Annotated in this window: 12 protein-coding genes; 11 read left to right on the top strand and 1 reads right to left on the bottom strand. The window is 65.2% G+C overall.

Going from position 1 to position 14,404, the window contains the following annotated elements:
* The first annotated feature begins 80 nt into the window (after nucleotides 1-80).
* The gene (locus tag D769_RS20710; RefSeq protein ID WP_008649101.1) at nucleotides 81-566 is read left to right on the top strand and encodes a disulfide bond formation protein B; all 486 of its coding nucleotides are present in this window, start codon (nucleotides 81-83) and stop codon (nucleotides 564-566) included.
* Nucleotides 567-663: 97 nt separating this feature from the next.
* On the opposite strand, the gene D769_RS20705 is transcribed toward D769_RS20710, so the two are convergent.
* Nucleotides 664-2,586 carry an ATP-binding cassette domain-containing protein gene (locus tag D769_RS20705; RefSeq protein WP_008649100.1) on the bottom strand — a complete coding sequence of 641 codons (1,923 nt, stop codon included), beginning with the start codon at nucleotides 2,584-2,586 and terminating at the stop codon, nucleotides 664-666.
* Nucleotides 2,587-2,875: 289 nt separating this feature from the next.
* Here D769_RS20705 and D769_RS20700 point away from each other — a divergent pair, with 289 nt between their 5' ends.
* From D769_RS20700 to D769_RS20655, 10 genes are all read left to right on the top strand, one after another.
* Nucleotides 2,876-3,778 carry a MurR/RpiR family transcriptional regulator gene (locus tag D769_RS20700; RefSeq protein ID WP_008649099.1) on the top strand — a complete coding sequence of 301 codons (903 nt, stop codon included), beginning with the start codon at nucleotides 2,876-2,878 and terminating at the stop codon, nucleotides 3,776-3,778.
* A gap of 25 nt (nucleotides 3,779-3,803) precedes the next feature.
* A complete protein-coding gene (locus D769_RS20695) occupies nucleotides 3,804-4,772 on the top strand; it encodes an isoaspartyl peptidase/L-asparaginase (RefSeq protein ID WP_008649098.1) in 969 nt (322 codons plus the stop codon).
* Nucleotide 4,773: 1 nt separating this feature from the next.
* Nucleotides 4,774-6,666, top strand: coding sequence for a dipeptide ABC transporter ATP-binding protein (locus tag D769_RS20690; RefSeq protein ID WP_008649097.1), 1,893 nt, complete (start codon nucleotides 4,774-4,776; stop codon nucleotides 6,664-6,666).
* Nucleotides 6,667-6,694: 28 nt separating this feature from the next.
* Nucleotides 6,695-8,251, top strand: coding sequence for a glutathione ABC transporter substrate-binding protein GsiB (gsiB, locus tag D769_RS20685; RefSeq protein ID WP_008649096.1), 1,557 nt, complete (start codon nucleotides 6,695-6,697; stop codon nucleotides 8,249-8,251).
* Nucleotides 8,252-8,480: 229 nt separating this feature from the next.
* Entirely contained in the window at nucleotides 8,481-9,401 is a 921-nt protein-coding gene (gene gsiC, locus D769_RS20680) for a glutathione ABC transporter permease GsiC (protein ID WP_008649095.1), read from the top strand.
* Nucleotides 9,402-9,411: 10 nt separating this feature from the next.
* On the top strand, nucleotides 9,412-10,314 hold the full coding sequence (gene gsiD / locus D769_RS20675; protein WP_008649094.1) for a glutathione ABC transporter permease GsiD: 903 nt from the start codon (nucleotides 9,412-9,414) through the stop codon (nucleotides 10,312-10,314).
* The gene (locus D769_RS20670; RefSeq protein ID WP_008649093.1) at nucleotides 10,314-11,372 is read left to right on the top strand and encodes a P1 family peptidase; all 1,059 of its coding nucleotides are present in this window, start codon (nucleotides 10,314-10,316) and stop codon (nucleotides 11,370-11,372) included. Before gsiD ends, D769_RS20670 begins: the two co-directional genes overlap by 1 nt.
* A complete protein-coding gene (locus D769_RS20665) occupies nucleotides 11,369-12,196 on the top strand; it encodes a M55 family metallopeptidase (protein WP_008649092.1) in 828 nt (275 codons plus the stop codon). Before D769_RS20670 ends, D769_RS20665 begins: the two co-directional genes overlap by 4 nt.
* A gap of 87 nt (nucleotides 12,197-12,283) precedes the next feature.
* Nucleotides 12,284-13,021, top strand: a complete 738-nt coding sequence (locus D769_RS20660; RefSeq protein ID WP_008649091.1) for a hypothetical protein — start codon at nucleotides 12,284-12,286, stop codon at nucleotides 13,019-13,021.
* Nucleotides 13,022-13,093: 72 nt separating this feature from the next.
* Complete coding sequence (locus D769_RS20655; protein ID WP_008649090.1) at nucleotides 13,094-14,179, top strand: M14 family metallopeptidase; 1,086 nt, start codon at nucleotides 13,094-13,096, stop codon at nucleotides 14,177-14,179.
* Nucleotides 14,180-14,404: the final 225 nt, after the last annotated feature.

The following is a 14,404-nucleotide window of genomic DNA, read 5'->3' as shown; positions in this document are numbered from 1 at the left end:
AGGCCGGTTGCCGGGGCGCAATGAAGATATCGATGAAAATGGGTAATAATCGCGTCGAAGAAATTTCGCACCCAATGCCCATGCAAGCCAATTCCCGAACCTATTTCCTGCTGATCGCCATCGTCTCTTTCGCGATGGTCGGTGCCGCGCTGTATATGCAGTACGCGGAGAACCTGCAACCGTGCCCGCTCTGCATCATGCAGCGCTTCGCGTTCATTGGTATCGGTATCTTTTCGTTGCTGGCGGTCATCGCGCAGAACACGCGCACGCTCTGGCAGGGCCTGGGGATGCTTTCTGGCGTGGGCGGCATTGCCGTGGCGGGCTACCAGGTGGCGTTGCTGATGAACCCGAAAGCGTCCTGCGGCATCGACCCGCTGGAGAACTGGGTTAACTCGCTGCCCACGGCCAAGCTGCTGCCGCAGGTGTTCTATTCGGATGGCCTGTGCACGGCACCCACGCCGCCCATCCTGGGCCTTTCAATTCCGGCCTGGTCGCTGATCTGGCTGCTGATTCTGACGCTGACGCTTGCCGTCGGGCTGATTCGTCGCGAGAAGCATTTCCGCTGAGCGGCGTGATTCTTGGCTCTCTTGGCCTTCTTGTCCTTCTTGAGCCCCTTTCCCGCGTGCGTGAGAGGGGCGCAAGCTTCAGGTCGATTGAGTTGCCTCAGGCGATCTGCTCGATCTGCTCCTGCAGTTCGAGCCAGCGTTCCTCCAGTTGCTCGAGTTCGCCGGTGACTTCGCCCTGGCGCTTGAGCATGTCCTTCAGCTTCGTCCTGTTGGCGTCGTCGTAGCTCGACGCGTCAGACATGAACGCGTCGATCGTGGTCTTGTCGGCCTGTAGCACCGACATCCGCTTTTCTACTTTTTCCAGTTCCTTCGTCAGTGGCTTGCGCAGTACCGACAGGCGCTGGCGCTCGTCGGCTTCTGCGCGGCGCTGGTCCTTCCGGTTGACCACGGGCGCGGCTTCGGCGGCGTGCGCGGCCGTGGCCGCGTTGCGCTTGGCGGCCGCCTGTTGCAGCAGCCAGTCGCGGTAGTCGTCCAGATCGCCATCGAACGGGCGGATCGTGCCCTCGGCCACGAGCATGAACTGGTCCGAGGTGGCGCGCAGCAGATGTCGGTCGTGCGAGACCAGGATCAGCGTGCCTTCGAACTGGGCCAGCGCCATCGTCAGCGCTTCGCGGGTGTCGAGGTCCAGGTGGTTGGTCGGTTCGTCCAGCAGCAGCAGATTCGGCTTTTGCCAGACGATCAGCGACAGCGCCAGCCGGGCCTTCTCGCCACCCGAGAACGGTTCGATCGGGGACGTCGCCATGTCACCGCGGAAATTGAAGCTGCCCAGGAAGTCGCGCAGTTCCTGCTCGCGCACGTCCGGCGCCAGCCGCGCCAGATGCTGGAGCGGCGAATCGTGGTCGCGCAGCGTTTCCAGCTGGTGCTGGGCGAAGTAGCCGATCACGAGTCCCTTGCCCAGCCGGACGGTGCCGTTCAGCGGCGCCTGCGTGCCGGCCAGCGTCTTCACCAGCGTCGACTTGCCCTGGCCGTTCGCGCCCAGCAGGCCGATGCGCTGACCGTTCTGGATCGACAGTGCAAGGTTGTGCAGGATCGTGACGGGCGGGTCGGCCTCGGCATAGCCGCAGTCGACACCTTCCAGCACCATCATCGGGTTCGGCGCTGAATCGGGCTCGCGGAATTCGAAAGCGAAGCCCGCTGCCACGTGCACCGGCGCCAGCCGCTCCATCTTCTCCAGTGCCTTCACCCGGCTTTGCGCCTGGCGAGCCTTGGTGGCCTTGGCCTTGAAGCGGTTGATGAACGACTCCAGGTGCGCGATTTCCTTCTGCTGGCGCGCGTAGGCTGACTGCTGCTGCGCCATCTGCTGCAGCCGCATCGTTTCGAACTGCGTGTAGTTGCCGCCGTAACGCTTCAGTTGCTGGTTCTCGATATGCACCGTGACGTTGCAGATCGCGTCGAGGAATTCGCGATCGTGCGAGATCATCACCAGCGTGCCGGGGTAGCGCGCAAGCCAGTCTTCGAGCCAGACGATGGCGTCGAGGTCCAGGTGGTTGGTCGGTTCGTCAAGCAGCAGCAGGTCCGACGGACACATCAGCGCCTGCGCCAGGTTCAGGCGCATCCGCCAGCCGCCCGAGAACGATGCCACGGGCTGCGACACCTGCGGCAGCGTGAAGCCCAAGCCCAGCAACAGCGCCTCCGCGCGCGCGGCGGCGGTGTAGCCGTCGGCGTCGGCATAGGCTGCATGGGCTTCGCCTTCGGCTGAGCCATCGCCGCTGGCTTGGGCGGCGGCGATCCGAGCCTCGATCTCGCGCAGGCGGGCATCGCCATCGACCACATAGTCCACGGCGGAGCGGGCTACCGCGGGCGTCTCCTGCGCCACATGGGCAATGCGCCACTGGGCGGGCAGGAAGACGTCGCCGCCGTCGGCGTGCAACTCGCCGCGCAGCATGGAGAACAGCGTGGACTTGCCACTGCCGTTGGCGCCGACAAGGCCGACGCGCTCGCCCGGATTGAGCGTCACGCTGGTGTGGTCGAACAGCACTTTGGTGCCGCGCTGGAGGACAAGCTGGTCGATTCGGATCACGGAGGAGACGGGAGGCTAAAGCTGGAAACGGTTTTTCGGCAGGCCGGCATTGTATCGCGCCGGCATCTAAAGACTGTCGCCGCTGGCTATGTTCGGCCGCTTGTTCTGAGGGATTACCCCTAATCGGCCACTTTTCACTCTCCTGGTACAGCAATTGCGTGTAAATTTATTTACATAGACGGCTGCACCGGGAAAGTGCTTTTTCATCAAAGCGCGATGCCGGTCCTGGTGCGCCAATCATTGTTTCGCGCTGATTCGCGCGGTTTTGAATGGATCCTGTAGTCCCGAGATGCCAGACGGCCAGCTAATTTCCGAGCGTATTGCACGCGCCTTGCCAACGTTGACGCCCGCGCACCAGCGCATGGCGCAGTACGTCCTGGAAAACCCGTTCCGCGCCGCCACGATGCGGATCGACGAGTTCGCCACGGCTGTGGACGTATCGGTGGCTACGGCCAACCGTTTTGCGCGCGCGCTGGGATTCGAAGGCTATCCGCAGTTCCGCACCGAACTCGTACGCGGCTTCGAGGCCACGCTGGCACCGGTGGAGCGATTGCGCGACGAACTGGCGCGCCCCACCACGGCGGCGGAGGTGTTCGCGGCTTCGCTCGAGGAGGGTATCCGTAATCTGGAAGCCACGCGCCGCGCGCTGGACCCCGAAGCCTGCGAGCGTGCGGTGTCGGCGATCCTGGAGGCGGAGCGTGTCTACGTGATGGGCTTTGGCGCCAGCGGATTCCTGGCCGGGCTGCTGCAGCACGGTCTGGAGATGCATTGCCGCATGGTCACGTCGGTGTCCAACGCCGGTGGCGCATCCCATGCGGGACGGCAACTGTTCAAGCTGCAACCGCAGGATCTGGTCATCGCCATCGCGTTTCCGCGCTACGTGACTGACACGGTCATGCTGGCCCAGCGCGTCAAGGAGCACGGCGGCCGATTGATGGCGCTGACCGATGGCCCGGCATCACCGCTGGCACCGCTGGCTGACTACACGCTCTACGCCAATACTGGATACCGGTTCTCCGCCAATTCCGATGCGACGGTTCTGGCGCTGATCGAGGCGCTGTGCGGCGCCGTGGCGCACCGGTCCGCGCGGTCGGTCAAAGCGGCTGCCGAAATGACCGAATTCCTGCTGCCCTGGCTACACGGCGCGCCCGACGCGCGTGGTGGCCGGATTGCCGCGAAATCTTCCGACTGATCCCCGACCGAAGTAGAAGGACCCCATGTCTCAAGCTGTTATCGCCATCCACGGTGGCGCGGGCACGATCACCCGTGCCGCGATGAATGCCGAGCGCGAACGCGAGTACACCGCCGCGCTCGAGCAGGTACTGCTCGCTGGCCAGCGCGTGCTGGCCGACGGCGGCACCGCGCTCGACGCGGTCACCGAAGCGGCGCGCCTGCTCGAAGACTGTCCGCTGTTCAACGCCGGCCGGGGTGCCGTGCTGACCCATGCCGGCACGTTCGAACTCGACGCGGCAATCATGGATGGCCAGACGCTGGGCGCCGGCGCCGTGGCCTGCGTCAAGCGCCTGCGCAACCCGGTGCTGGCCGCGCGCGCCGTGCTGGAACGCAGCGAGCACGTGCTGTTCGCTGCCGAAGGCGCCGAGGCGTTCGCCGAAGCGCAGGGGCTGGAACTGGTCGGGCCCGAGTACTACTTCACGCAGGCCCGCCACGATCAATGGGTGCGTGCGCAGGCCAGCACAGGCATGGCGCTGCTCGACCACGACGCGGCTGCACTGGCCGCCCGGGCGGGGGCTGCCGATCCGATCGATCCCGACAACAAGTTCGGCACGGTTGGCGCGGTGGCCTGCGATGCCGCCGGCAACCTCGCCGCGGCCACGTCGACCGGCGGCGTCACCAACAAGCAGGTGGGCCGCGTGGGCGATACCCCGATCGTTGGGGCCGGCTGCTACGCGGACGACGTCGCGGCAGTCTCGGCCACGGGCACGGGCGAGATGTTCATCCGCACCGTGGCCGCGTTCGACGTCTCGGCGCAGATGCGCTACGCGGGGTTGTCGCTCGAGGAATCGGCGCGCCGCGTGGTGATGGAAAAGCTTCCTGCGATTGGCGGCCGTGGTGGCCTGATCGCGGTGGACCGTGCGGGCAACGTCACGCTGCCGTTCAACACGGAAGGCATGTACCGAGGCGTGGCGCGCGTTGGCGAGCCGGCCACTGTCTGGATCTACGGCTGATATGGCGAAGACCGTTTCGAAACAAGGCATCGTGCTGCCGCCCGAACGCGTGGTGGCCGTCGACAACCTCACCGTGCGCTTCGCCACGTCGGAGCGTACCGTCGAGGCTGTGCGCAACCTGTCGTTCCATGTCGACCGTGGCGAAACGCTGGCCGTGGTTGGCGAGTCGGGCTCGGGCAAGTCGGTGACGTCGCTGGCGCTGATGCGCCTCGTGGAGCACGGCGGCGGCAAGATCGCCAATGGCGCCATGGCGCTGCGCCGGCGCAATGGCGAGGTGCTCGATCTGGTCAATGCCGGCGAATCGACGTTGCGCAAGGTGCGCGGCGCGGACGTGGCGATGATCTTCCAGGAGCCGATGACCTCGCTGAACCCAGTGTTTCCGGTCGGCGAGCAGATCGCGGAGTCGATTCGCCTGCATCAGGGCAAGAACAAGGCCGCAGCCCGTGCCGAGGCGCTGCGTATGCTGGAACTGGTGCGCATTCCGGAGGCGCGGCGCGTGCTCGACCGCTTCCCGCATCAGCTCTCGGGCGGCATGCGGCAGCGCGTGATGATCGCGATGGCGCTGTCCTGCAAGCCGGGGTTGCTGATTGCGGACGAGCCGACTACCGCGCTCGACGTGACGATCCAGGCTGAGATCCTGCAACTCATCCGCAATCTCCAGGCGGAAATGAACATGGGCGTGGTCTTCATCACGCACGACATGGGCGTGGTGGCCGAGGTGGCCGATCGCGTGCTGGTGATGTATCGCGGTGAAAAGGTGGAGGAGGGCACGTCAGATCAGGTGTTCCATGCGCCCGCCCATCCGTACACGCGCGCGCTGCTGTCTGCCGTGCCGAAGCTCGGCGCGATGGCGGGCACCGATCTGCCGGCCCGTTTCCCGCTGGTGCAGATGAGCGATACCGACAAGGTGGTCGAGGAAGCGCCGCAGGACACCATCCCGGCAGGCGCCAAGCCGATCCTGCGCGTACGCGACCTGGTGACGCGCTTCGATGTGCCAGGCGGCCTGTTCGGCAAGGTCACGCGCCGCGTTCACGCGGTGGAGCAAGTCAGCTTCGATCTCTACCCGGGCGAGACGCTGGCGCTGGTTGGCGAATCGGGCTGCGGCAAGTCGACCACGGGACGTTCGCTGTTGCGGCTGGTCGATTCGCAGAGCGGCACGATCGAGTTCGCAGGCCAGAACATCAGTCAGATGCAGGGGCCGGCGCTTCAGGCGCTGCGCCGCAATATCCAGTTCATCTTCCAGGACCCGTTTGCGTCGCTGGACCCGCGTGTGCCGGTCGGCTACTCGATCATGGAGCCGCTGCTGGTGCACAAGGTGGCCAGCGGCAAGGAAGCCGAGGCGCGAGTTGCCTGGCTGCTCGAAAAGGTGGGCCTGACCGCCGCGCACGCATCGCGCTATCCGCACGAGTTCTCGGGTGGCCAGCGCCAGCGGATCTGCATCGCGCGCGCCCTGGCGCTGAACCCGAAGGTGGTCGTGGCCGACGAGTCGGTGTCGGCGCTCGACGTGTCGATCCAGGCGCAGATCGTCAACCTGATGCTCGGCCTTCAGCGCGAGCTGGGCGTGGCCTTCCTGTTCATCTCGCACGATATGGCCGTGGTGGAGCGCGTAAGCCACCGCGTGGCCGTGATGTATCTGGGCCAGATCGTCGAGATCGGCCCGCGTCGCGCCATCTTCGAGAACCCGCAGCACCCGTATACGAAGAAGCTGATGTCGGCGGTGCCAATCGCCGATCCGGCCCGGCGCCACATGAAGCGCGAGCCGCTTTCCGACGAGATCCCCAGCCCGATCCGCGCGGTCGGTGACGAGCCAGTGGTCCAGCCGCTGGTTGCCGTGGCCGGCAGTGGCGCGCACGGACATTACGTAGCCCGGCACGCCGTCGGCGGCGCCTACTGAAGTTCGTTTTCCTCAAGGAGAAGTGAAGATGTCTGACCGCAAGGTTTCGTTCCGCCTGATGGCCGGCGCCACCGCAGTGGGCGCCATGGGCATGATGGCCGCCGCGCCGGCATTTGCCGCCAAGGACGCGGTGATGGCCGTGTACTCCACCTTCACCACGCTGGACCCGTACGACGCGAACGACACGCTGTCGCAGGCGGCGGTGAAGTCGTTCTACCAGGGCCTGTTCGGCTTCGACAAGGACATGAAGCTGGTCAACGTGCTGGCCGAGAGCTACGACGTCAGCAAGGATGGCCTGGTCTACACGATCAAGCTCAAGAAGGGCGTGAAGTTCCACGACGGCACCACGTTCGACGCGACCGCCGTCAAGGCCAATCTGGACCGCGTGACCGATCCGGCCAACAAGCTCAAGCGCTACACGCTGTTCAACCGTGTGGCCAAGACCGACGTGGTGGACCCGAACACGGTGCGAATCACGCTCAAGGAACCGTTCTCGCCGTTCATCAACGTGCTGGCCCACCCGTCGGCGGTGATGATCAGCCCGACCGCGCTGAAGAAGTACGGCAAGGAGATTGCCTTCCACCCCGTGGGCACCGGTCCGTTCGAGTTCGTGGAATGGAAGCAGACCGATTACCTGAAGGGCAAGAAGTTCGCGGGCTACTGGAAGACCGGCTATCCGAAGATCGACACGATCACCTGGAAGCCCGTGGTCGACAACAACACGCGCTCGGCCGTGATGCAGACCGGCGAGGCCGACTTCGCGTTCAGCATTCCGTTCGAGCAGGCCGCGGTGCTCAAGGCCAGCCCGAAGGTGGACCTGATCGACGGGCCGTCGATCATCCAGCGCTACCTGTCGCTGAACACGATGGTCAAGCCGTTCAACGACCCCAAGGTGCGTCAGGCGATCAACTACGCGATCAACAAGGAGGCGCTGGCCAAGGTGGCGTTCGCCGGCTACGCCGTACCGTCGGCCGGCGTGGTGCCTCCGGGCGTGGACTACGCCGAGAAGCTGGGCCCATGGCCGTACAACCCGGCCAAGGCGCGCGAACTGCTCAAGGAAGCCGGCTACCCGAACGGCTTCGAAACGACGCTGTGGTCGGCCTATAACCACACCACCGCGCAGAAGGTGATCCAGTTCGTGCAGCAGCAGCTGCAACAGGTGGGCATCAAGGCGCAGGTGCTGGCACTGGAAGCTGGCCAGCGCGTGGAACGCGTGGAGTCCGTGGCCAAGCCCGAGGACGCCGGCGTGCGGATGTACTACGTGGGCTGGTCGTCGTCGACCGGTGAATCGGACTGGGCGCTGCGTCCGCTGCTGGCTTCGGAAGCGATGCCGCCGAAGCTGCTGAACACGGCCTACTACAAGAACGACCAGGTCGATGCCGATATCGCCAACGCGCTGCGCACGACCGATCGCGCCGAGAAGGCCAAGCTCTACAAGGATGCTCAGGAACGCATCTGGAAGGACGCGCCGTGGGCCTTCCTGGTGACCGAGAAGGTGCTGTACGCGCGTTCGAAGCGCCTGACCGGCGCGTACGTGATGCCCGACGGCTCGTTCAATTTCGACGAGATCGATATCAAGCAGTAAGCGGTTGGTATGTCTTCGGTGTTTTCCCCTCTCCCATTCATGGGGGAGGGGGAGTGCCGCAGTAACGCAGTAACGCAGTAACGCAGTAAGAGTGGTTGCAAGTCGTGGTATCGCAGTGCCGCAGTACCAAAAACAAGCACAAGCTGTATGCAGTAAGCCGTGTGGCTGCCTGCCCGGATACGCGGGGTTGAGGGCGGGCGGCCGGCGGTCCTCAATTTTCCGTTGCGAGATGCTGAATTACTTCCTCAAACGACTTCTGGGCGTGATACCCACCATGCTGATCGTGGCGGTGCTGGTATTCCTGTTCGTCCATCTGCTGCCCGGCGATCCGGCGCGGCTGGCCGCGGGCCCGGAGGCCGACGCGGACACCGTGGAACTCGTGCGTAAGGACCTCGGGCTCGATCGCCCGATGCCGGAGCAGTTCGTGCGTTACTTCTCGAACGCTCTGCGGGGGGACTTCGGTACCTCGCTGCGCACCAAGCGGCCCGTTTCGGAAGAAATCGGCGACCGCTTCCTGCCCACGTTGTACCTGACGATCGCGTCGATGGTGTGGGCCGTTATCTTCGGCATGACCATCGGCATCTGCTCGGCCGTGTGGCGGAATCAGTGGCCGGACCGCCTGGGCATGACGCTGGCGGTGTCGGGTATCTCGTTCCCGGCCTTCGCGCTGGGGATGCTGCTGATGGAAGTGTTCTCGGTGCAGCTCGGCTGGCTGCCGTCGATCGGCGCCGATAGCTGGAAGCACTACATCCTGCCGTCGCTGACGCTCGGCGCAGCCGTAGCCGCCGTGATGGCGCGATTCACGCGCGCATCGTTCATCGAGGTACTGCAGGAGGACTTCGTCCGTACCGCGCGCGCCAAGGGCGTGCGCGAGACCGTGGTCGTGATCAAGCATACGCTGCGCAACGCAATGATTCCCGTCGTGACGATGATGGGCCTGCAGTTCGGCTTTCTGCTGGGTGGCTCGATCCTTGTCGAGAAGGTGTTCAACTGGCCCGGCCTCGGCCGCCTGCTGGTGGATGCCGTGGAGATGCGCGACTACCCGGTGATCCAGGCCGAGGTGCTCTTGTTCTCGCTCGAATTCATCCTGATCAACCTGGTGGTGGACGTCCTGTACACCGTGATCAACCCCACCATCCGCTACAAATAAGGAGGCTGGCATGTCCGATATTTCCACGCCCGCCGCTCCCGAGGCCGCCAACGTCCCGGAGGCCGTCCGCACGCCCTGGACCGAGTTCTGGCGCAAGTTCTGCAAGCAGCATCTGGCACTGGCCGCCGGCGCGTTCGTGCTGCTGCTGGTGGTGGTCGCGATTCTGGCGCCGCACATCGTCCCGTACGATCCCGAGAACTTCTTCGACTACGACGCGCTCAACGCAGGCCCGTCGGCCGCGCACTGGATGGGCGTTGACTCGCTCGGGCGCGACATCTTCAGCCGCATCCTGGCCGGCACGCGCATTTCGCTGGCGGCCGGCTTCTTCTCGGTGATCATCGGCGCGGTCATCGGCACGGTGCTGGGCCTGCTGGCCGGTTACTACGAGGGCTGGTGGGACCGTATCGTCACGCGCATCTGCGATGTGCTGTTCGCGTTCCCGGGCATCCTGCTTGCGATCGCCATCGTCGCGATCCTGGGCAATGGCATGGTCAATGTGATCTTCGCAGTGGCGGTGTTCAGCATTCCAGCCTTCGCGCGCCTTGTGCGGGGCAACACGCTGATGCTCAAGCGGCTCACGTACGTGGAAGCGGCACGTAGTATTGGCGCATCCGACTGGACGATCCTGATGCGGCATATCCTGCCCGGTACCGTGTCGTCGATCGTGGTGTACTTCTCGATGCGGATCGGCACGTCGATTATCACGGCGGCTGGCCTGTCATTCCTGGGCCTTGGCGCGCAACCGCCCACGCCCGAGTGGGGCGCGATGCTGAACGAGGCGCGCGCTGACATGGTGACCGCGCCCCATGTGGCGATTTTCCCGAGCCTGGCGATCTTCCTGACCGTGCTGGCGTTCAACCTGCTGGGCGATGGCCTGCGCGATGCGCTCGATCCGAAGATCGACCGGCGCTGATGGCACCTTCAGCACGCATTGAACACAAGTCGAGCACGATGATGGATCTCCCCGTGATTGGCACGTTGCCGCCGGGCCCTCGCAATGCGATCACCGACGTGGCTGGCGTGACCGTCGGCCACTGCACGCTGGCCGACGGGGCCTGCCAGACCGGGGTGACGGTGATTCGCCCGCATGCGGGCAATGTCTACCGCGAGAAGGTGCCTGCCGCCGCCGCCGTGCTGAACGGATTCGGCAAGAGCATCGGCCTGGTGCAGATCGACGAACTCGGCGTGCTGGAAACGCCGATTGCGCTGACCAACACCTTCTCGGTCGGCGCACTGGCACAGGCGCAGATCCGCGCGGCCATTACCGAGAACCCCGAGATCGGCCGCGCCTGGCCCACCGTCAATCCGCTCGTGTTCGAGTGCAATGATGGCTACCTGAACGATATCCAGGCGATGGCGGTCCAGGGGATCCACTACGACAGCGCCCTGGCGGCCGCGAGCGTGGATGTCGCACAAGGCGCGGTGGGCGCGGGGCGGGGCATGTCGTCGTTCGGCGTCAAGGGTGGTATCGGCACTGCATCGCGCGTTGCGGGCGGCTACACGGTTGGCGCGCTGGTGTTGTCGAACTTCGGCACGCCGGATTCCCTGATTTATGGTGGGAGGCCGCTGGGCGCGGCGCTGGCCGCCCAACTGAGGCAGGAGATCGTCCCGGAGAAGGGATCGATCATCATGATCGTGGCCACCGACGCACCGCTCGATGCGCGGCAGCTGGGCCGGCTTTCGTTGCGTGCCGGCGCGGGGCTGGCGCGAACCGGTTCCGTATTCGGCCATGGCTCTGGCGACATCGCGCTGGCGTTCTCGACGGCGTACACCGTGCCGCATCTGGCCGACGTGCCGATGCCGGCCGTGCAGATGGTGCATGAAACACGGCTCGACCCGCTGTTCCGCGCCGCGGCTGACAGCGTGGAGCAGGCCATCGTCAATGCGCTCTGGCATGGCGAAACCGTTCATGGCCGCGATGGGCACACCCGTCGGGCACTACGAGACCTGTTGCAGGAACTGATGGCATGAAGATTCTGGTTTCCACCGACATCGAAGGCGTGGCCGGCGTATTCCACGCCGAGCAGACACGCGCGGGGAATGGAGAGTACGAACGCGCGCGTGCCTGGATGACGGCCGAAGCCAACGCCGCCGTACAGGGCGCATTCGCGGGTGGAGCTACCGAGGTGTTGGTCAACGATTCGCACGGGGGCTTCCGCAACCTGCTGCCGGATCAGATCGACCCGCGCGCGCAACTGGTGCTGGGCAAGCCGCGCTATCTGAGCATGATGGCTGGCGTCGAGCAGGATTGCGACGGCGTGTTCATGATCGGCTATCACGGCCGGGCGCAGAGCCGTGGCGTGCTGGCCCATACGATCAACAGCGGCGCATTCGCGCGCGTCTGGCTCAACGGGCTGGAACTGGGCGAGGCGGGCATCTACGCCGCATTGGCCGGCGAGTTCGGCGTGCCGGTGATGCTTGCCAGCGGCGATGACGTCTTCATCGCGGAAACGCAGCCGCTGATGCCATGGGTGCGCTACGTGCAGACCAAGGCCGCGGGCGGGCAGGGCAGCGGCACCTCGTTGTCGCCCGCTGCCGCTCGTGAAGCGATCGCAGTGGCCGCCGAGTCCGTGACGCTCGATGCGATCGTCCACGCCGAGGCACGTTGCTTCGAACTGCCCGGGCCGGTGAGTTGCCGCCTGCAGACGACGACCACCGCCCACGCCGACCTGTTCTGCCAATGGCCCGAGTTCGAACGGGTGGAAGGTGTCACGCTGACATTCACGGCGCCGACCGTGCAGGCTGCGGTGCGAATGCTGAACTGCTGCTCGGCGATGTCGTTCATGCTGAAGTAGTTGTTTTCCCCCTTTTCCCGCAACGCGGGAGAACGGAGCGAAAACAGTGGGACAATAGCGCCCGTTCCCGATTTCGCCTGACTTCCAATGACCCATCCGACGCACGGGAGCTGGACGCCCGTTCGCAAGGACTTCGTCGATCCGGCCAGCACGCGATGCCATGCGCGCAACGCGAAAGGCGGCCGCCACCACGGTTTTCCCGAAGGTCACGCCTATATCCTGCGCGGGCCGGATGGCCACGAGTACCCATTTGGCCCGGAATGCGCGCGCGAGGTGCTGGCGGTGCCCGAGGCGCTGGATCAGATCCCGGACTATACCGAGCGCGATGCGGTGAAGCGGATCGACGCCGATCTGCCCGCGCCGGTGAGGCGCAAGCCCTCGGCGACCGAACTGGAGCTGGCGCGCCGCAATGCGGCCACGCGCTATGTGGTGCTGCGCATGGAGAAAGTGGCTGCCGTGCCGCGCGTGCAGCCGACAGTCCTGTTTCCCGCGCTCGATGAGCTTTATCAGCGGATCGCCACTGGCGGCACGCTCACGAACGCGCAGGTGCAACGCGTGCTGGCGATCGAACGCAGCCAGGCCACGCCGCCCAAGCTCAAAAGCACGAACCTGCTCGATGTCTATACAGCGCACGTCAAGCTAGAGTGGCTGATCGCAGGGGCAAACCGCGTGGATCAGATACGTTTCCTGCGCAGCCTGCATGACTGGCTGGCCAGACATCTGGTGCTGTCTGCCGCGCAGATTGCCGCCGCCGGCATCGTGATGCACCCGCACGCATTCCGCAGCGCCTGGCCGTCCGAGGGCGGTCCGACGGAGCTGTTCTGACGTCCGCTGGATAAAAACGCCGGATTGGCGTTACATTGAGGGCATCCCCACTCGGCCCAGGCCATTCCCGCCATGCCTGCCAGTCAGACTGCGCGCTACTTCGCACGCAGCTATGCCGAAGCCCGCCAGAAATTCCTGGCGGCCGCCCGCGCATGTGGTGCGACGCTGACCGAGTTCCCCCATCCCACCGAAACAGGCAACCAGGGCGAGGCCCTGGCGATGGACGTCGCCTGGGTGGGGGCTGCCGATGCGTCGCGCGTGCTGCTGGTGACGTCCGGCACCCACGGCGCCGAAGGCTTCTGCGGATCAGGCACACAGGTGGCGATGCTTGCCGACACGGGGCTGCATTCTGACTGCCACCGCGCCGGCTGTGCGCTGATGTTCATCCACGCGGTCAATCCCTACGGCTTTTCCCACCTGCGCCGCGTCAACGAGGACAACGTCGACCTGAACCGCAATTTCGCGGACTTCGAACGGCCACTGCCGGCTAATCCGGCCTATGCCGAGATCGCCCGGATGCTGCTGCCGACCCAGTGGCCGCCGTCGTGCGACGAACACACCGCGCTGATGAAGCGGGTGACGGAGCGGGGCATGGGTTGGTTCCAGGCGGCGATCAGCGCCGGACAGTATCAGGACCCGGATGGCATGTTCTTCGGCGGTCAGCAGGCAACGTGGAGCAACTACACGTTACGGCGCATCCTGGCCCGCTTTGGCGCCGGGCGGACCACTTTGCGATGGGTCGATGTGCACACGGGGCTGGGACCGTGGGGCTATGGCGAACCGATCTACATGGGGCCCGACGAGGCGCGCCAGTTGAACAAGACGCGGGCCATCTGGGGCGGCAGCGTGACGTCGATCTATGACGGCTCGTCGACATCGGCCAACCTGACCGGGCTTGCGTGGGCGGCTGTGCCGCAGACGCTGCCGACGATCGACTACGCGGGCATCGCCCTGGAGTTCGGCACGCTGCCGCTGCCTGATGTGCTCGATGCGTTGCGTGGCGACCATTGGCTGCATGTGCATCCTGAAGCGGACGAGAATCAGCGCGCACTGATCAAGCAGGCTGTGTGGCGTGCCTTCTATGGCGATTCGGACGAATGGCGCGATGGCGTGGTGGCCCAGGTGACCGACGCGGTGCGCAAGGGAATCGGCGTGTAGCGGCTTATGCCGAGATGCGGCGGTTCGTAATCGACTCATCTTTCGACTACCTTTCAACGACCATACGGAAGCGCTGATAGTCGTTATTGACCGTGCCCGGTTGAGACGCGGGGAGGGATGGCGAGACAATCGCCCGGGCGTGCCGGCATCGCTTGGTCGATGCCGTGCGCCATGACAGCACAGTAAGAAGAACAGGCGTCGTTGCCCAGCCCCACATCCTCAGCC

Source organism: Cupriavidus sp. HMR-1 (genome assembly GCF_000319775.1).
Lineage (GTDB): Bacteria > Pseudomonadota > Gammaproteobacteria > Burkholderiales > Burkholderiaceae > Cupriavidus > Cupriavidus metallidurans.
Note: the sequence above shows the minus strand (reverse complement) of the source record. Positions and strands in the feature narration are given on the sequence as shown.